This window comes from Caballeronia sp. ATUFL_F1_KS39, assembly GCF_023630985.1.
Lineage (GTDB): Bacteria > Pseudomonadota > Gammaproteobacteria > Burkholderiales > Burkholderiaceae > Caballeronia > Caballeronia zhejiangensis.
In genome coordinates, this window is record NZ_JALQDZ010000037.1 from 35,497 (window position 1) to 58,735 (window position 23,239).

The 23,239-nt window shown below is 64.7% G+C and carries 23 protein-coding genes; 4 read left to right on the forward strand and 19 right to left on the reverse strand.

The window, feature by feature from the left end:
- Nucleotides 1-31: 31 nt before the first annotated feature.
- From NCR93_RS19250 to NCR93_RS19265, 4 genes are all read right to left on the reverse strand, one after another.
- Nucleotides 32-1,054 (reverse strand): ABC transporter substrate-binding protein, encoded by a 1,023-nt coding sequence (locus tag NCR93_RS19250; protein WP_008354407.1) that lies wholly within the window; start codon nt 1,052-1,054, stop codon nt 32-34.
- A gap of 29 nt (nt 1,055-1,083) precedes the next feature.
- The gene (locus NCR93_RS19255) at nt 1,084-1,980 is read right to left on the reverse strand and encodes a TauD/TfdA dioxygenase family protein (RefSeq protein ID WP_175982865.1); all 897 of its coding nucleotides are present in this window, start codon (nt 1,978-1,980) and stop codon (nt 1,084-1,086) included.
- 113 nt (nt 1,981-2,093) lie between these two features.
- Nucleotides 2,094-3,272 (reverse strand): DNA polymerase IV, encoded by a 1,179-nt coding sequence (gene dinB / locus NCR93_RS19260; protein WP_175982864.1) that lies wholly within the window; start codon nt 3,270-3,272, stop codon nt 2,094-2,096.
- An 82-nt stretch (nt 3,273-3,354) separates the two neighbouring features.
- Nucleotides 3,355-3,720, reverse strand: a complete 366-nt coding sequence (locus NCR93_RS19265) for a hypothetical protein (RefSeq protein WP_008354403.1) — start codon at nt 3,718-3,720, stop codon at nt 3,355-3,357.
- A gap of 279 nt (nt 3,721-3,999) precedes the next feature.
- Here NCR93_RS19265 and NCR93_RS19270 point away from each other — a divergent pair, with 279 nt between their 5' ends.
- Nucleotides 4,000-4,194 (forward strand): DUF3563 family protein, encoded by a 195-nt coding sequence (locus NCR93_RS19270; RefSeq protein WP_008354402.1) that lies wholly within the window; start codon nt 4,000-4,002, stop codon nt 4,192-4,194.
- 24 nt (nt 4,195-4,218) lie between these two features.
- Here the strand turns inward: NCR93_RS19270 and NCR93_RS19275 are convergent, their stop codons facing one another.
- Both NCR93_RS19275 and NCR93_RS19280 read right to left on the reverse strand, forming a co-directional pair.
- Nucleotides 4,219-4,902 (reverse strand): response regulator transcription factor, encoded by a 684-nt coding sequence (locus tag NCR93_RS19275; protein WP_175982863.1) that lies wholly within the window; start codon nt 4,900-4,902, stop codon nt 4,219-4,221.
- A gap of 176 nt (nt 4,903-5,078) precedes the next feature.
- Nucleotides 5,079-6,428 (reverse strand): sensor histidine kinase, encoded by a 1,350-nt coding sequence (locus NCR93_RS19280; RefSeq protein WP_175982862.1) that lies wholly within the window; start codon nt 6,426-6,428, stop codon nt 5,079-5,081.
- Nucleotides 6,429-6,883: 455 nt separating this feature from the next.
- On the opposite strand from NCR93_RS19280, the gene NCR93_RS19285 reads away from it, so the two are divergent.
- Nucleotides 6,884-8,401, forward strand: coding sequence for an MDR family MFS transporter (locus NCR93_RS19285; RefSeq protein WP_175982861.1), 1,518 nt, complete (start codon nt 6,884-6,886; stop codon nt 8,399-8,401).
- Between the two features lie 55 nt (nt 8,402-8,456).
- Here the strand turns inward: NCR93_RS19285 and NCR93_RS19290 are convergent, their stop codons facing one another.
- Nucleotides 8,457-8,684 (reverse strand): hypothetical protein, encoded by a 228-nt coding sequence (locus tag NCR93_RS19290; protein ID WP_008354398.1) that lies wholly within the window; start codon nt 8,682-8,684, stop codon nt 8,457-8,459.
- 357 nt (nt 8,685-9,041) lie between these two features.
- Between NCR93_RS19290 and NCR93_RS19295 the strand changes: the two genes are divergently transcribed.
- Nucleotides 9,042-10,925, forward strand: coding sequence for a PAS domain-containing hybrid sensor histidine kinase/response regulator (locus NCR93_RS19295; protein ID WP_175982860.1), 1,884 nt, complete (start codon nt 9,042-9,044; stop codon nt 10,923-10,925).
- A gap of 6 nt (nt 10,926-10,931) precedes the next feature.
- On the opposite strand, the gene NCR93_RS19300 is transcribed toward NCR93_RS19295, so the two are convergent.
- Together NCR93_RS19300 and NCR93_RS19305 are read right to left on the reverse strand one after the other, a co-directional pair.
- Nucleotides 10,932-12,062: an FUSC family protein gene (locus tag NCR93_RS19300; RefSeq protein WP_175982859.1), complete on the reverse strand. Its 1,131-nt coding sequence runs from the start codon at nt 12,060-12,062 to the stop codon at nt 10,932-10,934.
- 35 nt (nt 12,063-12,097) lie between these two features.
- Nucleotides 12,098-13,024 (reverse strand): LysR family transcriptional regulator, encoded by a 927-nt coding sequence (locus NCR93_RS19305; protein WP_008354394.1) that lies wholly within the window; start codon nt 13,022-13,024, stop codon nt 12,098-12,100.
- Between the two features lie 117 nt (nt 13,025-13,141).
- Here NCR93_RS19305 and NCR93_RS19310 point away from each other — a divergent pair, with 117 nt between their 5' ends.
- Nucleotides 13,142-13,576: a VOC family protein gene (locus NCR93_RS19310; protein WP_008354393.1), complete on the forward strand. Its 435-nt coding sequence runs from the start codon at nt 13,142-13,144 to the stop codon at nt 13,574-13,576.
- Nucleotides 13,577-13,621: 45 nt separating this feature from the next.
- Here the strand turns inward: NCR93_RS19310 and NCR93_RS19315 are convergent, their stop codons facing one another.
- The 10 genes from NCR93_RS19315 to phnG form a co-directional block, all read right to left on the reverse strand.
- Nucleotides 13,622-13,906 carry a hypothetical protein gene (locus tag NCR93_RS19315; RefSeq protein ID WP_008354392.1) on the reverse strand — a complete coding sequence of 95 codons (285 nt, stop codon included), beginning with the start codon at nt 13,904-13,906 and terminating at the stop codon, nt 13,622-13,624.
- Between the two features lie 155 nt (nt 13,907-14,061).
- A complete protein-coding gene (locus NCR93_RS31940) occupies nt 14,062-15,600 on the reverse strand; it encodes a methyl-accepting chemotaxis protein (protein ID WP_175982858.1) in 1,539 nt (512 codons plus the stop codon).
- Between the two features lie 226 nt (nt 15,601-15,826).
- Nucleotides 15,827-17,191, reverse strand: coding sequence for an MFS transporter (locus NCR93_RS19330; protein ID WP_008354390.1), 1,365 nt, complete (start codon nt 17,189-17,191; stop codon nt 15,827-15,829).
- A gap of 275 nt (nt 17,192-17,466) precedes the next feature.
- Complete coding sequence (locus NCR93_RS19335) at nt 17,467-18,600, reverse strand: alpha-D-ribose 1-methylphosphonate 5-triphosphate diphosphatase (protein ID WP_008354389.1); 1,134 nt, start codon at nt 18,598-18,600, stop codon at nt 17,467-17,469.
- Nucleotides 18,594-19,361, reverse strand: coding sequence for a phosphonate C-P lyase system protein PhnL (gene phnL / locus NCR93_RS19340; RefSeq protein WP_175982857.1), 768 nt, complete (start codon nt 19,359-19,361; stop codon nt 18,594-18,596). Before phnL ends, NCR93_RS19335 begins: the two co-directional genes overlap by 7 nt.
- A 10-nt stretch (nt 19,362-19,371) precedes the next feature.
- Nucleotides 19,372-20,142: a phosphonate C-P lyase system protein PhnK gene (gene phnK / locus NCR93_RS19345; protein WP_008354386.1), complete on the reverse strand. Its 771-nt coding sequence runs from the start codon at nt 20,140-20,142 to the stop codon at nt 19,372-19,374.
- The gene (locus NCR93_RS19350; protein ID WP_175982856.1) at nt 20,139-20,993 is read right to left on the reverse strand and encodes an alpha-D-ribose 1-methylphosphonate 5-phosphate C-P-lyase PhnJ; all 855 of its coding nucleotides are present in this window, start codon (nt 20,991-20,993) and stop codon (nt 20,139-20,141) included. The genes phnK and NCR93_RS19350 overlap by 4 nt, the downstream gene beginning before the upstream one ends.
- Nucleotides 20,990-22,090 carry a carbon-phosphorus lyase complex subunit gene (locus tag NCR93_RS19355; protein ID WP_008354383.1) on the reverse strand — a complete coding sequence of 367 codons (1,101 nt, stop codon included), beginning with the start codon at nt 22,088-22,090 and terminating at the stop codon, nt 20,990-20,992. Before NCR93_RS19355 ends, NCR93_RS19350 begins: the two co-directional genes overlap by 4 nt.
- Nucleotides 22,090-22,713: a phosphonate C-P lyase system protein PhnH gene (gene phnH / locus NCR93_RS19360; RefSeq protein WP_175982855.1), complete on the reverse strand. Its 624-nt coding sequence runs from the start codon at nt 22,711-22,713 to the stop codon at nt 22,090-22,092. Before phnH ends, NCR93_RS19355 begins: the two co-directional genes overlap by 1 nt.
- Nucleotides 22,710-23,192, reverse strand: coding sequence for a phosphonate C-P lyase system protein PhnG (gene phnG, locus NCR93_RS19365; protein ID WP_034473491.1), 483 nt, complete (start codon nt 23,190-23,192; stop codon nt 22,710-22,712). Before phnG ends, phnH begins: the two co-directional genes overlap by 4 nt.
- Nucleotides 23,193-23,239 lie beyond the last annotated feature (47 nt).

Consider the following 23,239-nt stretch of genomic DNA (forward strand, 5'->3'; position numbering starts at 1 on the left):
ATATCGAATCCGCAATCGCCGATAAGCGGCGTCAGCTTCCGTCTTTCGTCGCGGGATCGGTAAAGAAGTAATCCTGCCACGACTTCGGCTCGTTCTTGATGACGCCGACACGATGCATGAACTGCGCGAGCCCGAACGTGTTTTGCGGCGCGACCTTGAATTGCACCGACGGATCCTTGATCACCTTGATCAGCAGATCGCGGTCGATCTTCGCGTTGTTCACGCGCAGATAGATATCGGCGGCTTGTTCCGGATGTTGCGTGATATAGCGCGCGGCATCGGCAAGACCGGCGACAAACGCGCGATACGTCTTCGGATTCTCGTTGCGGAATTTCTCGGTCGCGTAGAGCACCGTCGCGGAACTGGGGCCGCCGAGCACATCGTATGAATTGAGCACGATATGCGCTTTTGGATTGCCCGCGAGTTCCTGCTGCTGGAACGGCGGATTGCCGAAGTGCGCGTTGATCTCCGTGCCGCCCGCGATGAGCGCCGCGGCTGCGTCCGGATGCGGCACCGCTTGCGTGAGCTTGTCGAGGCGGTTGTATTCCTTGTCGCCCCATTGCTTCGCCGCCGCGTATTGCAGGACGCGCGATTGCACCGACACGCCGACTGCCGGCACCGCGATGCGATCCTTGTCGGTGAAATCGGCGATGGTTTTTACGCGCGGATCGTTCGATACGAGGTAATACGGGAAGTTGCCGAGCGACGCGACGCCCTTCACGTTTTGCCGTCCGTGCGTGCGGTCCCAGATCGTCAGCAACGGGCCGACGCCCGCCGCGGCGATATCGACCGAGCCGGACAACAGCGCATCGTTGACGCTCGATCCGCCCGACAGCTTCGCCCAGTCGACCTTGATATCGAGCCCTTCCTTCTTGCCTTCCTGCTCGATGAACTTCTGGTCGCGCGCGACATTGAGCAGCAGATACACGACGCCGAATTGCTCGGCGATGCGCAACGTGCCTTCGGCATGCGCGCTCGCCGACGTGACGCCGATCGCGAGCGAAAGCGCCGCGACGAGCGCGCGTGCGCCGCCCTTCCCGGTTCGAGAATGCATCGATGAAACCCCGTAAAAATAGTGGCTTTTTAGAAAGGCGCGTCGCCTTCGATGGTCGTGCGATAGAGCTTGCGGCGCTGATCGTCGGGCGTGCCGGCGGCGAGATGCATCACCGAGCGGTTGTCCCAGAAGACCATGTCGCGTTCGCGCCATTGATGGCGATAGACGAACTCGCTTTGCGTGCTATGCGCGAAGAGTTCCGCGAGCAAGGCGCGGCTTTCGTCTTCCGGCAGACCGATGATGCGCGTCGTGAAATGCTCGCTCACGAAGAGCGCGCGACGCTTGGTTTCCGGATGCGTCCGCACGATCGGATGCGTCACCGGCTTGACTTGCGCGATCTGCTCCGCCGACAGATTCGGACGCCACGGACTGCGCTTTTGCAGCTCGCCGTATTTGGCGAGATAGGTGTGTTCGGCGACGCGGCCTTCGACTGCATCGCGCAGATGCGCGGGCAGCGTGTCCCACGCGAGATGCTGATTCGCGAACAGCGTGTCGCCGCCGGTCGCGGGCAATTCCTGCGCGTGCAGCATCGAGCCGAGACTCGGCTTGTCCTTGTACGAAAGATCGGAATGCCAGAAATGACCCGCATCGCCGAGACCGATCGGCTTGCCGTTCTCGACGATGTTCGACACGATCAGCACTTCCGGATGCCCCCCGAGCCCGAACTGATGCAGCACGTGAATCTGCAGCGGACCGAAGCGCTTGCTGAACGCGACCTGTTCGTCGGGCGTGATGCGCTGATCGCGAAACACGAGAACGTGATGATCCAGATGCGCGCGATGGATGCGCGCGAAATCGGCTTGTGACAATGGCTTCGACAGATCGAGCCCGATGACTTCCGCGCCGAGCGGCGCATCGAACGTGCGAATCTCGATGGATTGATCGGCGGCAGCGTGCTCGGCAATGGGGGCAGTGAGAATCGTCACGTCGAACTAGTGGCAATCGATAGCTTGGGGAAGCGATCAATCTAACGCGCGGCGATTCGCGCGGCAACGAAGCATCTGCGATTACGTTATGCGCCTATGAAATAAGGCGCGCTTCAGTCGCCGGCGATATCGAACGGCAATTCGACCTGCACCGGCTCGACGAAGCCGCTTTCGTTGCGCCCGGCGAGCGCGCTGACGCGTACGCCGAGCAGACGGATGCGGCGATCGAGCACGATGCGCTTCAGGCATTCGGTCGCGGCGCGGCGAATCTCGACGGGATCGGCGGTCGCGACGGGCACGGTCAGATCGCGCGTCACGGTGCGGAAGTCGTCGAAGCGCAGCTTGATGCCGACCGTGCGCCCGACGTAGCCCTTGCGCTGCAAGTCTTCGGCGACGCGCGTGCACAGCCCCGTGAACTCGGCGGAAAGCGTCGCGCGATCCTGCTTCGGATGAAAGTCCCGCTCGAAGGTCGTCTCGCGGCTCATCGACTTGGGCGTCGAAGTGACGACGACAGGCCGCTCGTCCTGCCCCTGCGCGATGCGCGCGAGCCAGGCGGCGTACGTGTGGCCGAAATGCGTCTGCAGGAAACCGGGATCGGCGGCGGCGATATCGCCCACGGTCACGATGCCGAGCGCCGCGAGCTTCTCGTTCGCCTTCGGTCCGATGCCGTTCACCTTGCGCGCGGCGAGCGGCCAGATGCGCGTTGGCAGATCGTCCATCGTGAGGATGGTGAGACCGTCGGGCTTGTCGAGTTCGGAGCCGATCTTCGCGAGCAGCTTGTTCGGCGCGATGCAGATCGAGCAGGTGAGACCCGTCGCGTCGTGCACGGCGTCCTTCATGCGCTGGCCGATCTCGGCGGATTCGCCCGGTAGATCGCTGACATCGATATAAATTTCGTCGATGCCGCGATTCTCGATCTGCGTGGTGAACGTCGCGACGGCCGCCTTGAAAAGCCGCGAATAATGGCGATAGGACTCGAAATCGGTCGGCAGAAGAATTGCGTCGGGCGCGAGCTGGGCGGCTTTCATCATGCCCATCGCGGAAAAGACGCCGAACTTGCGCGCCTCGTAGGTAGACGTGGTGACGACGCCGCGACCCGCGTAATCGCGCAGACGCTTGAAGCGGCGCCTGCCGTCGGGCAACGTTTCAGGCGTGGCGCTGCGCCCGCCGCCGACCACGACGGGCATGCCGCGCAATTCCGGATAACGCAGAAGTTCGACCGACGCGAAGAAGGCGTCCATGTCGAGATGCGCGATGCGGCGCGGTGCGGATGTGAAGGACAGCGCGTCCATCGCGGCGACGAGAGCAGAAAAATGGCTTACTGTACATCCATACAGGTGTTCGCGCTAGAGGCCGCCCGTCGCGATGGCCGGCTCATTCCGGCGTGCGCTTTTCCGCGAGCGCGCGGCGGCAATCGTCGAAAACCTGCCGCACGACATCCGATTGATAGTTGAGGTCTTCGCTATCGAGAATCTCCTCGACGGCGTCGCGGGCCCAGTCGGCTTCGAGCATCGCGCAATGCTGCGTGGCGATGTCGCGGGCGATGGCCGCGAGCTTCGCGACCGTCAGCCAGTCCGCGAGCCGCTGATGACGGTCGAGCCACTTGTGCGCGGCCTGTACGTGAAACGAGGCCGCCGGCCAGTCGCCATTGAGGTAATACGCGCCGAGACTGCCGCATGTGAGCCAGCACAGCAACTCGACGCGGTCGCGGGCACTGAGGGTACGAGACACATCGTTCATGGCGGCCTTCACGAGAGACGATCGACGAATGCGAACAGCGCACAGTTCCGTATGAAACCCCTATTAAAACAAGATAGCACGGGATGGTGCGGCGCGGCAGTGCCTCCCCGCAGCGTGATCCGCGTCACGGTGCGTTGGCGAACGCTTCGTCATGCGAAGAGCAGCATCGCGCATGCCGCGAGTCGCTGCTTCGCGCTCTCATTCGCTGCTAATTCAGCGCGCATAACCTGCTTTCGTCGGCCCCACTCATCGGCCTGCATTCAACGACGGGAGCACATCATGTTTGAACGTCTCACTCACTCCATCGACCATCTCTTTTCGATCCGCACCGCGCAGGAAGCCCGCGACGACTATCTCGCATCGTCGAGCGATCTCGCGGATCTCGAACGGCGCATGCGTCAGATCGAAACGCAGGATCACGACTACAGCATGTATTTTTGCGGCGCGCTCGGCCGTCGATACGACGAGCATTGACCCGCGCCGCCGATGTCGCGCGCGCTATTTCGTTTCCTCGCGGCCGGCCTGGTCGAGCATCACCGTCCAGCCGAGGCCGCGCACGTTGCGGATCACGCCCGCGCCGAATTTCTTGCGCACCGAATGGATCAGCACGTCGACCGCGTTGCTCTCCACTTCCTTGCCCCAGCCGTAGAGACGGTCTTCGAGTTGATCGCGCGAGAAGATCGTGCCGGGACGTTCGAGCAGCGCGTGCATCAGCGCGAATTCACGCGCGGACAGCACGCCCGACGTCTCTCCGCACGTAAGCGTACGCTGATCGAGATTGAGGCAGAGCGAATCGTCGCCGAGGCGCGAGACCGCGTAGCCCGCCTTGCGGCGCAGCACCGCGCGGATGCGCGCCAGCAGTTCGGGCATGTCGAAGGGCTTGAGCAGATAGTCGTCGGCGCCGAGATCGAGGCCCTGGACGCGTGTGTCGAGATCGTCGCGCGCGGTGAGGATCAGCACCGGCGTCGCGTTGCCGGACGTGCGCGCCTGCCGCAAGAGTTCGATGCCCGTCATGCCCGGCAAGCCGAGATCGAGCAGCACGACGGTGTACTCGGCGGCGTTGATCGCCTCGCGGCCCGCGTTGCCGTCGCGGACCCAATCGACGGCGTAATCGGCGTCCTTGAGCGCACGCATCAGGCTCGTGCCGATCTGCACGTCGTCTTCGATCAGAAGAATTCGCATGTTCCACCCCGCGTCCCGCGAGAATGGCGCGCGCCACGCGCCGGAATGCGGCCCGAAGGATCTGGGAAAACGGAAAACGCACGACCGGTCATTTTGAGTGTTCTACTGACCGGCGACGATCGCTTCGCGCCACGCAGCGAATGCATTGTAATCGGCGGAAAACAGCGCGCAAAACACTAAAGGTTCAACGCGGGCGATGGCACGCTTTCGCTCGCCTCCTCGACCGGAAAACCGATCGAAGCGACGATGCCCGAGCGCCCGTCGCTGCGATTTTCGAGCGTCACGTCGCCGCCGTAACGCGCGGCAATCGCCTTCACGATCGACAGCCCCAGCCCGCTGCCCTCGATGTCCGGATTCGCGCGGAAAAAGCGGTCGAACACGCGCGGCAGCAACGCTTCGTCGATGCCCGGCCCCGTGTCGACGACATCGATCCAGACCATGTCGCCATCGCGCCGCGTGCGCAGGTCGATGGTGCCGCCATCGGGCGTATAGCGCACCGCGTTCGACACGAGATTCTTCACCGCCATGCCGATGTCGGTTTCCACCGCGCGCACGTGCGCGTTCACCATTTCCTCCGCGCCGATATCCATGCCGCGCGACAAGGCGATCGGCAGCACGTCGGCGACGGCGGCCGTGACCACGTCCGCGATGTTCACGCGCGCGAGCGGCGCGCCGTTCATCGGCGCATCGGCGCGCGCCATCCGCAAGAGTTGCGTAATCAGCTTGCCGCTGCGCGCGATGCCCTTGCGCAACTCCTGAAAGCGCTCCTGATTGCCGGGATAGATATGCGGCGCGAGATTGTCGGCCTGAAGCTGCAGCGCGGTGAGCGGCGTGCGCAATTCGTGCGCGGCATCGGCGATGAACTTGCGCTCCTTCTCGATCGATGTCGCGAGGCGCTCGATCATCGTGTTGATCGAATGGATGAAGGGCGCGATTTCCGTGGGCACGCCGACGGTCGGCAGCGGCTGCAGATGACCCATGTCGATGGCGCGGACTTCCTCGCCCAGCTCGTTCAACTGACGCAGCGAGCGCCGCACGACGAGCGCGACCGCGATCCACACGAGCGGCAAAAGCACCGCGATCGGCCAGAGCGTTTGCGTCGCGGCTTCCTGCGTGATTTCGCGCCGGATCGACGAGCGCTGCGCGACCTGGATCGTCATCGTCGGCTCCTGGCGCGTGAACATGCGCCAATGCTCGCCGTTGACGTCGACGCCGGAAAAACCCGGCTGCGCGTCGCGCGGAAAGTGCAGCGACGGGTCGGTCGTGCGGAAAGGCAGCGCCTCGCCCGGCTTCCACACCACGGCGACGACGTCGCGCTCGTCCTGCGTGCCGCGTGCGGGATTTTTCGGCAGGCTGTCGGCGAGTCCGTCGCGCAGACGCGCCGCCACTTGTTCGAGCCGCATGTCGAGCAGCGCGCTCATGCCGGTCTTGCTCAACTGATACGAACTCACGCCCTGCACGACGCCGATCACGCTGACGAGCAGCCCGAGCGCGAGCACCAGCTGATTCTTCAGTGATTTGATCATGCGAGTCCGCCGCTTCGGAAGGGAACGGGGCAAAGCTGCAGCCCGTTCGATTTTAGGCGACATTCCCGGGGATTTAGGTCTGAAAGACGACATGTGCGTGGCAGATGCGCGTAAGCGCGGAAAAAAATGCGCCGGTCCGAATCACGGCCGGCGCCAAGGGCTGAGGAGAATACGTGAAACGGGCCGCCGGATTGCTCGGGGAAGCATGCTGCCCGTCCACGTACAGAAGGTAGGCCCGAAGAATTAGCGTTGAATGAGCGCGCAAATGCGCATCGAGCAGCGATTCGCGCGGCGGGATAACATTGCATCCGGCGCTTTTTCATCGGCGACATTGCTTCGGCTGCAAGGAATCCGCAAGCCGGGGCGTCGCCGCCGCATCTTCATTTTTCGAGCATGGCCCGTCTGCGCGCATGGTTGTCTCGTACGCGCGGCGGGCGATATGCCTTCCTGCCCGCATGTCACAGAACAGCAAAACCGTCCGTCCCCTCGTCATCGGCGCGGTGATGGCCTCGATGGCCATGGTCGCGATCGAAGCCACCATCGTCTCCACCGCGATGCCGCAAATCGCGACGCAGCTCGGGGGCCTCAATCTGTATAGCTGGGTGTTCTCGTCGTTCCTGCTCACGCAGACGGCGCTCACGGTCGTGTTCGGCAAGCTCGCCGATCTCTACGGCCGCAAGCCGGCGATCCTCGCGGGCATCGCGATCTTTCTGATCGGCTCGGTGCTCGCGGGCTTCGCGTGGTCGATGCCCGCGATGATCGTCTTCCGGCTGATTCAGGGCGTCGGCGCGGGCGCGATCCTGCCGGTCGCGCTGACGGTCGTCGGCGATCTCTATCCGGCGCGCGAGCGCGGCAAGGTGCAGGGCTATCTCGCGAGCGTGTGGGCCGTGTCCGCCGTTCTAGGGCCGATGGTGGGCGGCCTGCTGATTCGCCAGTTCTCGTGGGCGTGGATCTTCTGGATCAACGTGCCGATCGGCATACTGGCCGCGCTGCTTTTCACGCTCTTTCTGCACGAGGAAAAGCGCCACGACCGTCCGGCGATCGATCTCGCGGGCGCGTTCTTCTTCACCGCCGCCGTCGCCGCGCTGATGATGGCGCTCACCGACGCCGGCCACGCGAGCAATGCGCGCGTCGGCGTGGAGATCGGCGTGTTCGTGCTCGCGATCGTGTGCTTCGTGATTCAGGAGCGCCGCGCCGCCGATCCGATGATCTCGTTCAAGCTGTGGTCGCATCGGCCGATTGCCGCGAGCAACGTCGCGACGGTCCTCGCCGGCATGGCGATGATGGGCCTCACGACTTTCCTGCCGATGTACGTGCAGGGCGTGATGCATCGCACGCCGGTGGAAGCGGGCCTCGCGCTCACGATGATGATGATCGGCTGGCCGAGCGGCGCCACTTTCACGTCGCGCGCGTTCAGCCGCATCGGCCTGAGGCGTCTGTTGATGATCGGCCCGGTCTTCATTCCGCTGGGCGCGTTGCCGTTCGTGCTGCTCGGTCCGCAATCGAGCCCGGTCTGGGCGGGCGTCGGCTCGGCGGTGCTGGGCTTCGGCATGGGCATCACGAGCGTGTCCTGCCTCATCCTGATACAGGAAATCGTGCAGCCGATGGAACGCGGCAGCGCGACGGCATCGAACCTCTTTTCGCGCAACCTCGGCAATACGCTCGGTGCAGCCGTGTTCGGCGCGGTGCAGAACTACGGCCTCACGCACACGGCCGGCCTGCCGCCCGTTCATGCGGATCAGCTGAAGCAACTGCTGTCGTCCGTGCCCGGCGACTTCGCGATGAACAACGAGATTCGCCTCGTGCTGCACCATTCGCTGCATCTGACCTTCACGGCGATGTTCGTGATCGCGCTAGGCACCGTGATTTCGATGCTGTTCATGCCGAAGATCGACATCGGGCGCGCGAAGGGCACGGTCGAGACGGTCGGCGCGGCCGATGCGAAAAACGCCGCAAATCAGGCGTTTCATTGAACGCGCCGCGTCCCGCCGAGACGACCGGCGGAACGCGGTCTCATGCAAAAAGCGCTCAATCCTGCGCCTGAATGAGCGGGCTGTCCTGCTTCGCCTTCCCGGCGCCTGCATCGTTGCCTGGCTGAGCGTCCTGCGCGATCGTCTGCATGTTCATGCCTTGCTGCGAGACGGGCGCGCCTTCCATCGGCGAATAGTGCGGCGCGGGGCCGTATCCGCTTGCGAGCGCGTAGGAAGCGCATGCGAGCGCCGCGACGAAGATGATGCCTTTGAGATTGCCGGTCATGGTAGTGCTCCTGAGGGTTTCACGAATCCACTTCATCGGCCTCGTCGCACTGCCTGCCCAGCACCGACCTTCTGAAATGTGAACGCAGTCTACGTGCGCGCATCGGCGTTGAAATCCCTCCAGAAGCACGGCTGAAAACGGGTGGTGCGATCGCCGCGCGCCGTTTCGCGGCCCGGCACGCCGATAGCTACGCTCACTAAAGGCATGGCAGCGATGCCGGGGCTCCGGGTAGACTGTGGCGTCGGCGGACCTTTTGTCCAGGAAACGTCCGCCGCTGCGCCGACCACCCGAACCATGACCAGACCTAAAGCCGACTCGCCCCTCGACCTCGCCCGCCACGCGCCATCCGAGCCCGCCATGAGCGAGCCGCAGTATCACGCGCTCGTCGATGCGATCGAAGACTGCGCGATCTTCATGCTCGACCTGAGCGGCCGCATCACGAGCTGGAATAAGGGCGCGCGCAAGATCAAGGGCTATGAGGCGCACGAAATCATCGGACAGCATCTGTCGCGCTTTTACACGGCGGAATCGGTGGCGCGCGGCTGGCCCGAGTACGAGCTGAAGCAGGCCTACGCGACCGGGCGCTTCGAGGACGAAGGCTGGCGCGTGCGCAAGGACGGCACGCTGTTCTGGGCGAATGTCGTCATCACGGCGGCGCGCAATACGCAGGGCGAGATCATCGGCTACGCGAAGTACACGCGCGATCTCACCGCGAAGCGCGCCGAGGAAGAGAAGCTGCGGCTCTCGGAAGAGCGCTTTCGTCTGCTCGTGGAAAGCGTCAGCGATTACGCGATCTTCATGCTCGATCCGGCCGGCCATATCGCAAGCTGGAATACGGGCGCGATGCGAATCAAGGGTTATCAGCCGTCGGAGATCCTGGGCAAGCACTTTTCGATGTTCTATTGCCCCGAGGATCTCGAAGCCAACCTCCCCGAGATCGAACTGCAGACCGCGATCCGCACGGGCCGCGTGGAGAGCGAAGGCTGGCGCGTGCGCAAGGACGGCTCGCTCTTCTGGGCGAACGTGGTGATCAACGCGGTGTACGACGAGCATCGCGTGCTGCGCGGCTTCGCGAAGGTCACGCGCGACATGAGCGACAGAAAGCGCCTCGATCAGCTCGAAGTGTCGTCGCGGCGCATCAGCGAGTTTCTCGCAACGCTCGCGCACGAGTTGCGCAATCCGCTCGCGCCGGTGCGCAATGCGATCGGCGTGATGCAGATGGAAAGCGACGTGCCGGAACGCATCGCCGCATGCCGCGACATCATCGACAGACAGACTTCGCATCTCGGCCGGCTCGTCGACGATCTGCTCGACATGGGCCGCATCACGACCGGCAAGATCGATCTGCGCATGACGCGCGTGGACGTGAGCGAGATCGTCGCGCGCAGCATCGAGCTCGTGCATCCGTTCACCGACGAACGCGCGCAGAACGTCGTCAGCAAGCTGCCGTCCGAGCCCGTTCATGTGATGGGCGACATCACGCGGCTCGTGCAGGTCGTGCAGAACCTGTTGAACAACGCGTCGAAGTTCTCGCCGCGCGCCAGCACGATCCGCGTCGAAGTCGAGCGCGAGGCGACAGCGCTGCTGCTGAAAGTGATCGACAAGGGGCGCGGCATCTCGCAGAAGGGTCTCACGTCCATCTTCGATCTGTTCGTGCAGGAGGATCACTATCTCAATCCCGGCGAGGCGGGCCTCGGCATCGGGCTGACGCTGTGCCGGTCGATCGTCGAGATGCACGGGGGGTCGATCAGCGCGGCGAGCGCCGGACCGAATCAGGGCAGCACGTTCGTCGTGCGCCTGCCTTACGCGTCCGACCACGATGCGCCGCGGCCGCATCGCGTGCTCGCGCAGACTGCGACGCTAGGCACGGGCGGCGGCCTGCGCATCGTCGTGATCGACGACAACCAGGATTCCGCCGACAGCCTCGCGCTGCTCTTGCAGATGAAAGGCCACGACGTGCGTACCGCGTATCACGGCAAGGAAGGACTCGACGTGATCCGCCATTTCCCGCCGCAACTGATTCTGCTCGATCTCGCCTTGCCCGACATGGACGGTCACGCGGTGCTGCGCGCGCTGCGCTCGCAGCGGCTCATCGGGCGTGCGACGGTGGTCGCGATGACGGGCTTCGGACAGGACAGCGACAAGGAACGCTCCGCGCAGGCGGGCTTCGACGCGCATCTGGTGAAGCCGGTGGATTTCGACGTGCTGGACCGGTTGCTGGAGGAGGTGGCGAAGCGGTGAGGGCGATCACGCCCTCACCACCCGCAACGGAAAAATCACCCGCGACGCGATCAGCCCCAGCGCGCCGCCGAGCAGCGTTTCCCACGCGCGCGCCGTCAGCAGTTCGAGCGAATGCACGCCGCTCGCCGCGAGCGTCACGATGAGCACGAACGCGAACGCGCCGCACGCGATGTCGTATCGCTCCGGCAGCGCCATCGCATAGGCGATCATCGCGAACGCGGACAGAATCCACACGACGAGCGGCCAATGTTCCGCGAGCGGCAGACACACGATGCCGATCGGCACGCCGACAAGCGTCCCGTAGATGCGCCGCCGTACGCGCTCCGCCGTCCCGACCGCCGACGTCGCGACGACATACACGCAAGCCGTGATCGCCCACGCCGATTCCGCGAGCCCGAACAGGCGATTCAACGCCACGACGACGAGCGCGCCGCACGCCGCCTGCAGACCCATCGCGAAGGCGGGCGAGATCGCGTCCCGACCGTAAGCGGGCTCCGACGCCAGCGCGGGCAGCACGACCGGATGCTCGGCCGGTCCGCTCAGCACGCGCGGCACGATCGCCGCGAGCATGCCGATCAGTAACGCGAGCAGGATCGCCCAGGAATCGCCGGGGCGCAGATCCATCCCGTAAGCGAGGAGCTGGCCGATATAGAGCTGCGAGCCGACGCCCGCGCCCGTCATCCCGAAGCGCTTCAGATAGCCCGCGAGGAACGCGCCCGTCACGAGAATCAGCTCGGCGCCGCCGCGTCCGGTTTCACGTAGCATCGGCGCAAAAAACGTGAAGGTGAACGCGCCGAACGCAGCCGCGACGCACAGAATGACGAGATCGCGGCTCGACTCGAAACGCGTCGTGCGCGCCTCGGACACGCTCGCCCACAGCGCGAAGCCGCCCGCGAGCGCGCCCACCGACACACCCGCCGGCACGCTTTGCGTCACGTCCTGCAGCGCGCCGAGCGCCGCCGCCAGCCCGTACGCGGTCACGAGCCGCAATCCCTTGATGCGCCGATGCGTGCCCGGATCGACGCGATCGAGCCACGCGAGCACGGCCTGCACGCGCTGCACGAGCGCTTGCACGATCGTCAGCGACGAATCCGCGAGACGCGCTTTCGCGTCGCCGATGGGCTGCTCGTCATCCATTGGCTTCCCCACAGGTAACGCACCTGCCACGCATTCTAGGACGCGTTGCGCCTGCGCGCGCGTTTGACGGCCGCAATCGGCCCGCCGCGCTGCGCCGCTTCGACGATGCAGCCCGCGAGGCGCGCCGCCGCATCCGGCTCGTCCGCGCGCACGCGCCGCGCGCGCTCCACAAGCCCGATCTCGCGATGAAACGTGTCGCCGCCGAGATCGAGCGCGACCGCGCCGCGCGGCCACGCGCCGATGCCGTCCGATACCGGCACGAGCGCCACGCCCAGCCCGCGCGCCACCAGTTGCGCGATGCCCGGCAGCTCGTCGACCTCGATCGAATCGCGCACGGCGATGCGGCGCTTCGTCAGAAACATGTCGACTTGCCGGCCGCCGAACGAGCGCCGGTCGTATCGGATGAACGGCTCCGATTCGATCAGCGCGCGCCAGTCGGCGCCCTTCTTCGCGGCAGGTACGAGCAGCACGAACGGCTCGACGGCGAGCGTGCGCCATTGCAGCTCCGCGGGCAGCGAAAACGGCGGGCGGATCATCACGGCCATGTCCATCTCGCCTGCATCGACGCTTGCGAGCAGATTGAGCGACACGCCCGGCACGAGCCGGATGCGCCACGCCGGCAGCATGCGCCGGAACGCGCCGATGGCATCGGGCAAAAGCGCCGCATGCGCCGACGCGATCGCGCCCACCGAAAGCGAGCCGCCGCGCCCGTCCTCGCCTTCCGGCTCAGCGAGGCGCGCGTACAGCGCGATCAGTTCATCGGCGAGTTCGAGCGTGCGCTTGCCGGCCTTGTTGAGCGTCGCGGAGCGGCCCGTCCTGTCGAACAGCTTCGCGCCGAGATGCGCTTCGAGGCGCTGCATCTGCGCGCTCACGGCCGATTGCGTGAGGCCGATCTGCGCACCGGCACCCGCGAAAGTGCCGTGGCGCGCCACCGCGATGAAAGTCCGGAGTTCGCGCAGCATGTCGATTCATCGAAAATATTTGGGCTGACTCCAGAAATATATCGTTTTTCAACACAAATATTTATTAATAAACTTTCGTTCCAGTTCCCATGAACGTCGATTGAAGGACTCAACTCCATGAGCACGACCCAGCACGCCATGCCGCCGTTCCATCTCGCGTTTCCCGTTCATAGCCTCGCGGCCGCGCGCGAGTTCTACGGCGAACTGCTCGGCTGCCCGGAAGGCCGCAGCTCCGACGCATGGGTGGATTTCGATTTCTACGGCCATCAGATCGTCGCGCATCTCGCGCCGGAGGAATGCGGACATCGCACGACGAGCGCGGTCGATGGCGACGCCGTGCCGGTGCGCCACTTCGGCGTGGTGCTGTCCATACCGCAGTGGAACGAGCTCGCCGACAAGCTGCGCGCGGCGGGCACGCGCTTCATCATCGAGCCGCATGTGCGCTTCAAGGGCGAAGTCGGCGAACAGGCGACGATGTTCTTCCTCGATCCGTCGGGCAATGCCGTCGAGATCAAAGCGTTCGCCGATATGTCGTCGCTCTTCGCGAAATAAAAAACGGGACGCCGCGCGACGTCCCGTTTGTCATTGCAGCGCGCTTTACTGGCCGGAGCCGCTCGCGCTGACCGGCGCGCCCGGACCGCTCGGCGTCGCGGTGCCGCCCGGTTGCGTGGACGGACCCGAGTTCATCGTGCTCTTGTGCGTCTTCTTCGAATGCGTCGATTTGTGCGCGTGCGCGTTCGGCTGCGCGGGCTGCGTCGTGGTCTGCGCGTTGTCGCCGGCCTGCAGGCCCGTGTTCGAGCTCGGCGGATTGTCCTGCGCGAAAGCGGACGCGCACACCAGCGCGAAAGCGCCGGCAGCGGCGGAAAGGGCGAAACGTTTCATATCGAAGACTCCTGTTGGCGGTTGCGAAATGCGATGCTCACGGCTTGTTCTGCCTGCTGGCCGCCGCGCTTCACGCGAGCGGCCGTTCGCACGTCAGGAGTCAGCACGCGACATGCCACGGTCTGACGATTCGCCAACGTCTTCGCGTCTTCGTGTCAGGTTTTGAAGACCGCGATGGCGCGCTTCAGCTCTTCGGCCTGCGTCGCGAGCGCGGCGGCGGCGGCCGTCGCCTGTTCGACGAGCGCGGCGTTCTGCTGCGTGACCGCGTCCATCTGCACGATCGCGACGCCGACCTGCTCGATGCCCTGCGTCTGCTGCGTCGACGCCGACGAGATCTCGTTCATGATGTCGGTCACGCGCGAAACGGACGTGAGAATCTGCTTCATCGTGTCGCCGGATTGCTGCGCGAGGTCTTGCCCCGCCGTGACGTTCGTCACCGATTCGTCGATGAGCGTCTTCACATCCTTCGCGGCCGCCGCGCAGCGCTGCGCGAGCGCCCGCACTTCCGATGCGACCACCGCGAAGCCGCGCCCGTGCTCGCCCGCACGCGCCGCTTCGACGGCCGCGTTCAACGCGAGGATGTTGGTCTGAAACGCGATGCCTTCGATCACGCCGATGATGTCGACGATCTTCTCCGAGCTGCCCGCGATCTTGTCCATCGTCGCGACGACGCCGAGCACGACGCCGCTGCCGCTTTCCACCGTCGACGATGCGCTCGCCGCGAGCTGGCACGCTTCGCCGGCGTTATCGGAGTTCAGACGCACGGTCGACGTGAGCTCTTCCATGCTCGACGCCGTTTGCGCGAGCGACGCGGCCTGCTCTTCCGTGCGCGACGAAAGATCGTGATGGCCGTCCGCGATTTCGCGCGACGCCGCCGTGATGCCGTCCGCGACGAGCTTGATCTGCGCGATCGTCTGCGTGAGGCGCGATTGCATCGTGTGCATCGAATGCATGAGGCTCGAATCGTCGCCGCGCTGCACTTGCACGGTCTGCGCGAGATCGCCGGCCGCGATGCGCTGGCAGACGACGGCCGCATCGCGCGGGTCGCCGCCGATGCTCTTCAGCACGCCGCGGATGATGAGCGTCATCGCGACCGTCAGCGCCGCGCCGATCACGCCGATCAGCAGGAGCGACTTGAGCACGATGGCATGGAAGGCGCGATCGATGTCGTCGATCCACGCGCCCGTGTAGACGTGCCAGTCCCATTCGCGCACGTAATCACCGTACGTGACCTTGGGCAGCGGTTCCTGCTCGCCCGGTTTGGGATACGAATACGTCGTGATATGCGAGCCGTCGAGACCGTGCTTGACGATCTCAGCGGTGAAGTGCTTGCCCGTGCTATCGACGAAATCGTTGATCTTGCCCTCGGAGTGCGGACGCGGCGGATCGAGCACCTGCCACATCTTCGAATCGATGATGCCGACATAGCCGCTCGTGCCGTAGCGGATCGCGCGCACGCTCGCGATCGCGCGTTTCTTCGCTTCGTCTTCGGGCAGCGCGCCGCTTTGCGCCTGCTTCACATAGAACCTGACGACGCTCGCCGCCGACTGAACCTGTTCGGCGAGCGCGCCTTCGCGGTTGTTCATCAGCGAATGTTTCGTGGAGATCGCGTTGAGCGCGCACAGAAGAATCAGACTGAGCCATACGAAGCCCACGATGCTCATGAGCTTGGTCTTGAAAGAAAGTTTTTTCACGATCTGGTTGTAATAGCCGATGGACACGCCGGGGCAGGCGCTCGCTTTGCGGCTTCCGATCGCGGGCGATTTTACGTTTGCGTGAGCGGGTGCGACGCCGCGTCGTTATCGAAAGCTGCGTGCAATTTAACGGCAAGGCGCGTCGAATCTTGAGGCGCGGAACGCGGCGCACAAAGCAAAACGCCCCGCATGACCGAAGTCATGCGGGGCGTCGGTCCATGCTGCTTCAGTGCCCGACCGGCCCTGTCGATTTCAGGTCGCTCGCCATCGCCGTTTGCGGATGCGCGGCCTGCTTGATGAGCAGCGCGACCGCCGAAACGATGCCCGCCACCGCGATCGTCGCGAAGATGCCGCCGAACGTGAAATGCAGACGCGTCAGCTCGGCGACGAGGAACGATCCCGCGATGCCCCCGAAGCGCCCGATGCCGAGCATCCACGCGACGCCCGTTCCGCGCCCTTGCGTCGGATAGAACGCCGCGGCGAGCGCGGGCATCGACGATTGCGCGGTGTTCATCAGCACGCCCGCGACAAACACGACGAGCACGAGCATGCCGACATTGCCCGCCGCCTGGCCGATCAGATACACGCTCACGGCGGTCAGCGCGTAGCACGCCGCGATGATGCGGTTCGCGTTGAACTTGTCCATCAGCACGCCGCACAGCACCGCGCCGACGCCGCCGAGCGGGAACAATGCGGAAATGAGCGTCGCCTTTTGCGGCGGCAGGCCCGATTCCTTCAGCAGAATCGGCATCCAGTTGATCGACGCGTAGAAGATCACGAGGCCCATGAAATACGTGAGCCACAGCATGATCGAGCCGACGAGATACGAGCGCGACAGCACCACGCTGATGCCGCTCTGTCCCGTCGCGGCGGGCGCGGCCTCGGTCATGAAGAACGAGCCGGCGTTCATCGCGTCGGACGAAATGCGGGCGAGCGTCGCGCGAATCTTCTCGACGGGCTTCGACTTCGCCACCATGTAGCGCACCGATTCCGGCAACGTGACGATCAACAGCACCGACAGCACGAGCGGCGCGATGCCGCCGAGCATCAGCACGCTGCGCCAGCCGAACTGCGGAATCATCCACGCGGCGAGAAAGCCGCCGAACGCCGCGCCGAGCGGAAAGCCGCAGAACATCAGATTGATGAGCGTCGCGCGGCGGCTGTCCGGACAGAACTCGCTCATCATCGTGACGGCGTTCGGCATCGCGGCGCCCAGCCCCAGGCCGGTGATGAAGCGCAGCGTCGTCAATTGCGTGAGGTCGGCCGAGAACGCCGACGCGAGACACGCGACGCCGAAGATCAGCACCGACGAAAGCAACATCGCGCGGCGGCCGAGCTTGTCGGACAGCGGCCCGGACAACAGCGCGCCCGCGGCGAGGCCGAACAGCGCGGCGCTCAAGACGGGCGCGAGCGCCGGACGGCTGATATGCCATTCGGCGACGAGCGACGGCGCGATAAAGCCGATCGCGGCGGTATCGAAACCGTCCAGCAGCACGATCACGAAGCACATCACGAAGATGAGCCACTGAAACGGCGAGAACGGATGCTCGTTGATGAACGTCTGTACGTTCACGGCAGGACTTCTACTCACTTCATTCCCTTTTCGGTGATGGGCGCGCGCCTCGCAAGGCCGCGTCCCGGAACTGAAACCGCTTCCCGCCGCCGTTCTTGTTGTTGTCGTGCGAGCAGCGAACCCCGGTCAAACCGCATGGAAATCGGAGAAAAGTTCGTTAGACGAACACCGATTCACATAGCGAACTCGCGAGTGAGGGTACTGAAGAAGTTTGCGCTTCGTCAACGCGGGCTTTCCCGCGTATGACGAAGCGCTGACGTGTGGCTGTCAAAAGGCAGCGAATCTGCGGACAGTCAGGAGACGCGCCGCCCCGCGCGATACGTTTCGCGCGGCACCTGCAGGCCGTCCACCGAGGCGACGCGCACGAAGTCCGCGCGCAGGCCCGTCGCGATCGCGCCGCGGTCGGCGAGACCCGCCGCGTGCGCGGGCGCCCACGAAACGGTCGCGACGGCGCGCGGCAGCGACCAGCCCGCCTTGGCGACGAGATCGAACACCGCGATCAGCAGACTCGACGGCACGTAATCCGACGACAGGATATCGAGCAGCCCTTCGTGCGCCAGTTCGAGCGCCGACACGTTGCCCGAATGCGAGCCGCCGCGCACGACGTTCGGCGCGCCCATGATCGTCGCGATGCCGTGTTCGCGCGCGGCGCGCGCGGCTTCGAGCGTCGTCGGGAATTCGGCGAGCGCGATGCCGTCGCGCGCCGCTTCCTCGACATGCTCGACGAGCGTGTCGTCGTGGCTCGCAAGCGAGATGTTCAGGCTCTTGCAGCGCGCGACGATTTCCGCGCGATGCTTCGCCGCGTAACGCGCCTGATGATCCGCGAGTTCGGCGAGGATTTTCTTCGCGTGCTCGTCGCTCCATTTGCCATGACGTTCCTGATACTTGCGCCACTTCTCGTGATCCTGCCACTGACGCTGGCCGGGCGTGTGGTCCATCACGGATGCAAGCCGGAAAAGCGGATCGGACGAAAGCAGGTCGAACACTTCGACGACATCCGTCGTGCCGACTTCGCATCGCAGATGCAGGAAGTGATCGGCGCGCAAGAGATCGCGCGCGACGAACTTGCCGATCGACTTCGCGCATTGCACCTGAAGCTCGCGGCCGCGCACGCCGTCTTCGGGACGCGAACCGACGCCGAGCGCATCGAACACGGTCGTGATGCCCGCCGACGCCACTTGCGCGTCATGCACGATGATCGCCGCTTCGTGATTCCACAGCACGCCGGGGCGCGGCGCGAGATGCTTCTCGATGTTGTCCGTATGCAGCTCGACGAAGCCGGGCAACAGATAATCCCCGTCCCAGTCGTGCGCCTCGCGCGCCGCCGTATTGCCCGGCGCAATGTCGGCGATGCATCCGTCCTCGACGCGCAAGGTGCCCACGAAATCCTCGTCGCGCGTCACGATGCGCGCATTTGTTATCAGCATGTCTGCAACACTCCGGAATCGGTTTGATGAGCGATGGCCGCGCTCGATGCGAGCCGCACGATGCGGGTCGCGACGCGCTCGCGCGTGTCTTCGTCGTGAAAGATGCCGACGATCGCCGCGCCCTGCTCGCGCGCCTCGACGATCAGATTGGCGACCCCGTCGCGGTTTTCGGCATCGAGCGACGCAGTGGGTTCATCGAGCAACAGCAGCGGATGCGCCGCGATCAGTCCGCGCGCGATGTTCACGCGCTGCTGCTCGCCGCCCGAGAACGTCGCGGGCGCGAGCGTCCACAAACGGCGCGGCACGTTGAGGCGTTCGAGCAACGCGCTCGCACGCTTACGTGCTTCGTCTTCATCGACGCCGCGCGACACGAGCGGCTCCGCGACGAGATCGAGCGACGACACACGCGGAATCGCGCGCAGGAACTGGCTCACGTAACCCATCGTCGTGTTGCGCAGCCGGATGATCTCGTGCGGCGCGGCGTCGGTCAGCATCGTATGACGCGAGGACTTGCTGTCGTCGCGAATCGCGATCGTGCCGCGCGTCGCGAGATAGTTGCCGTACATGCAGCGCAGGAACGTGCTCTTGCCCGCGCCCGACGCGCCCGCGAGCACGACGCATTCGCCGCGTTCCACATCGAGCGATACGCCCGACAGCGCGGCGATACGCGCGCCGCCCTGCTGATGCAGTGTGAAAGTCTTTTCGATGCCGATTGCGCGAAGCATCAGCTTGTCGTTGGTGATGAAGGAATCGTGTGTCATCGGTCGAACCTCAAACAGGCAGCACGGACGCGACGAGCGTCTGCGTATAAGGATGTTGCGGATCGTCGAGCACCTGATCCGTCAGCCCGCTTTCGACGACGCGCCCGTCCTTCATCACCATCAGCCGATGCGCGAGCAGACGCGCAACGCCGATATCGTGCGTGACGATCACGGCCGCGAGATGCAGCTTGCTCGTGAGCGTGCGCAGCAAGTCGAGCAGACGCGCCTGCACCGATACGTCGAGGCCGGCGGTGGGTTCGTCCATGAACACGAGGCGCGGTCCCGTCACCAGATTACGCGCGATCTGCAGACGTTGTTGCATGCCGCCCGAAAATGCCGAAGGCAATTCGTCGATGCGCGCGGCATCGAGTTCGACGCGGCTCATCCAGTCGGCGGCCGTCTCGCGCAGACGGCCATAGTGACGCGCGCCGATCGCCATCAGCGGCTCGCCGATGTTCGCGCCCGCCGATACGTTGCGACGCAATCCGTCGCGCGCGTTCTGATGCACGAAGCCCCATTCGGTGCGCGACAAAAGACGCTTGCGCGGCTCGGCGAGCGTCAGCAGATCGAGCGCTTCGCCTTCGCGCGTCGTGTAGGTGAGCGCACCGCCGTCGATGTCGCTGCGCAACGCGAGCGCATTCAGCAACGTCGATTTGCCCGATCCCGATTCGCCGACGATGCACAGCACTTCGCCCGGATGAACATCGAGATCGACATCGACGCACCCGCCGCGTCCTTCATAACGCTTCGTGAGGCGCGTCGCTTTCAGGAGTGCGTTCATCGCGTCACCTCTTCGTCGTCGCGACGGCTATGGCAGTAATCGCTGTCGGAGCAGACGAATATGCGCGTGCCCTGATCGTCGACGATCATCTCGTCGAGAAAGCTATCGTGCGAGCCGCACAGCGCGCACGCGTGCTCCCACTTCTGCACGCTGAAGGGATGATCCTCGAAATCGAGGCTCTTCACTTTCGTATATGGCGGAATGGCATAGATGCGCCGCTCGCGGCCCGCGCCGAAAAGCTGCAATGCGGGATTCATGTGCATCTTCGGATTGTCGAACTTCGGGATCGGCGAAGGCGACGTCAGATAGCGGCCGTTCACGAGCACCGGGTAATCGTAGGTCGTCGCGATGCTGCCGTGCTGCACGATATCCTCATAGTATTTGACGTTGATGAGGCCATAGTCCGCGAGCGCGTGCAGCTTCTTGCACTCGGTCACGCGCGGTTCGAGGCGGAACAGCGGCTCGGGCATCGGCACCTGATACACGATGATCTGCTTGTCCGTGAGCGGCGTCTCGGGAATGCGGTGACGCGTCTGCACGATGCTCGCATCGGCGGTGCGCGTGGTGGTCGCGACGCCCGCCGTGCGCGCGAAGAAGCGGCGAATGTTCACCGCGTTCGTCGTTTCGTCGGAGCCTTGATCGATGACCTTCAGCGTATCGCTTGCACCGATGATCGCGGACGTGACCTGCAGGCCGCCCGTGCCCCATCCATACGGCAGCGGCATTTCCCGCGATGCGAACGGCACCTGATAACCCGGCACCGCGACCGCCTTGAGCAACGCGCGGCGAATCATGCGCTTGGTCTGCTCGTCGAGGTACGCGAAGTTATAGCCTTCGGTGAGTGCGTTCATGCCGCATCCTCCTCGTTGTCGTCCGAACCGTGCGCGGCGCGCAAACGGCGCAGCAGTTCGAGCTCGGATTGAAAATCGACGTAGTGCGGCAACTTCAGATGCTGCACGAAACCGGATGCTTCCACGTTATCGCTGTGATACAGCACGAACTCGGGATCCTGCGTCGGTGAGCCGACGGATTCGCCGAGTTCTTCGGCACGCAACGCGCGATCCACGAGCGCCATCGCCATCGCCTTGCGCTCAGAGTGGCCAAACGCGAGACCATAGCCTTGCGTGAACGTCGGCGGCACATCGCCGCTGCCCGCGAACTGATTGATCATCTGACATTCGGTGATGTCGATATCGCCGATCTCGACCGCAAAGCCCAGTTCATCGACCATCATTTCCACCGCGACTTCGCCATGACGGATCTCGCCCGCAAACGGATGGCTGTGCGCGTAGCCGCGCTGCGTCGCATAGCCGACCGCGAGCAGAAAGCCTTCGTCGCCGCGTGCGAGGTTCTGCAGGCGCGTCGAGCGATCGGCGGGAAACGACAGCGGTTCGCGCGAAAGATCGCCCGGCTCGGGCGCGTTCTCGTGCGCGCGTTCCTGCTCGATCAGGCCTTCCTTGTCCAGCATCGACAACACGCGCGGCATCGCGCTCGCGTCCGTCTCTTTCGCCGAGATAGTTGCATTCGCAACTTGTTGGCCTTCGGCGAGCAAAGTGAAATCGAGCAGGCGTTGCGTGTAGTCGTACGTGCCGCCCAGCATCTGTCCGCCGGGAATGTCCTTGAAGGCCGCCGAGATGCGGCGCTCGACACACATCGCTTCAGTATCGATCGGCAGCGTGTAGCCGAAACGCGGCAATGTCGTGCGATACGCACGCAGCAAAAAGATCGCTTCGACGAGATCGCCGGCTGCCTGCTTGATCGCGAGCGCGGCCAGGTCTTCATCGTAGACGGAGCCTTCCGTCATCACGCGCGCGACGGCAAGACGCATCTGCTCGCGAATCTGCGCGACGGACAACTCGGGGACGGAAACATCGCCGCGACGCTTCTTCGCGAGCACGTCCCACGAACGTTCGATGGCGCGTTCGCCACCTTTGACCGCGACGTACATCAGTTCACCTCCACTTGCGTCGTGCGCGGCAGGCCGACGAGCGCGCCGCCCGCGACGAAGTAGCAATCGATGCCGCAAGGAAAGAGCGCCGTGAGCGCCGCGCGCTGACGCCAGAACTCCCGTGACAGGCCCGCAATGGCGACGCTGCGCGATTGCGCGATGCCTGGACCGCTCCACACGAGCGGCTCGCCTTCGGTCAGCGACGGCACATGGATAAAGAGCGTCGCGGCATGCTCGGGAGATTCGGGTTCGCCGTGCGAGAAAGCATCGAGCGAAGGCATGTCGCGCGCATCGTCGATATAGACGAATGCGGCCTCGCGGCGATCGCGCGTCAAGCGCGCGCTCGCGTGAAAGCGCAGCGCATCGCCAAGCACGTTGTCTTCGCGCTCGATGAAAACCGGCGTCGAATAATCCGTCAGCGCGAGCAGCGACGCGAACGCCGCGAGCGGCACGCGCCCGGCGAGGCCATCGCGCATCGCATGGTTGTCCGGCAGCGCGGCATCGATCGCAACGATGCTGCCGGGCCGCGACAGCGCATCGAGCAATGCGCGGAACACGCGTTGCGCGTCGTGTACCGTGTCGTTGAAGCCGGGCACGAGCGTGGTCATGTCGATTCGCATCATTCGCCTCTCACCATCGTGAAGAATTCGACCTTCGTCGCGGCCGCTTCGGCTTCTTTGCGGCGTCGTTCATCTGCGATGCGCGCAGCCAGCGGCTCGATGAGTTGCGTCTGCAACTTGTCGGCGAAGCGCGGCATCTGCAGGAGGGCGTCCGCGAGCGCGGCGAGCGTCGCGCGTTCCTTGTCGCGCCCCATGTGCACGGCGACACCGACCGGCGCGCTGCCGTCATCGGCGATGAGACGAAGCGTGGCGCGCGTGACGGTCGTTTCGCCGAGGTTAAACGCATCGCCCGTGCCGCCGATGCGCCCGCGCACCATCGCAAGCCCGATATCCGGCGCGCGCAGCCACTCGTAGTCGGGCACCCGCGCGCCTTCGAGCGCCGCTTCGAGCGCATGTTGCAGCGCCTCGCGCGGCGTGCGGGCAAGCACCGCCATCCATTCGCGGCGGCCTCGCGTTGCGCGCGGCTCCATTGAAGTACTCATCGCATTCCCTTTGTCTGGAAGGATCGGATCATCGTCATGCTACTCGT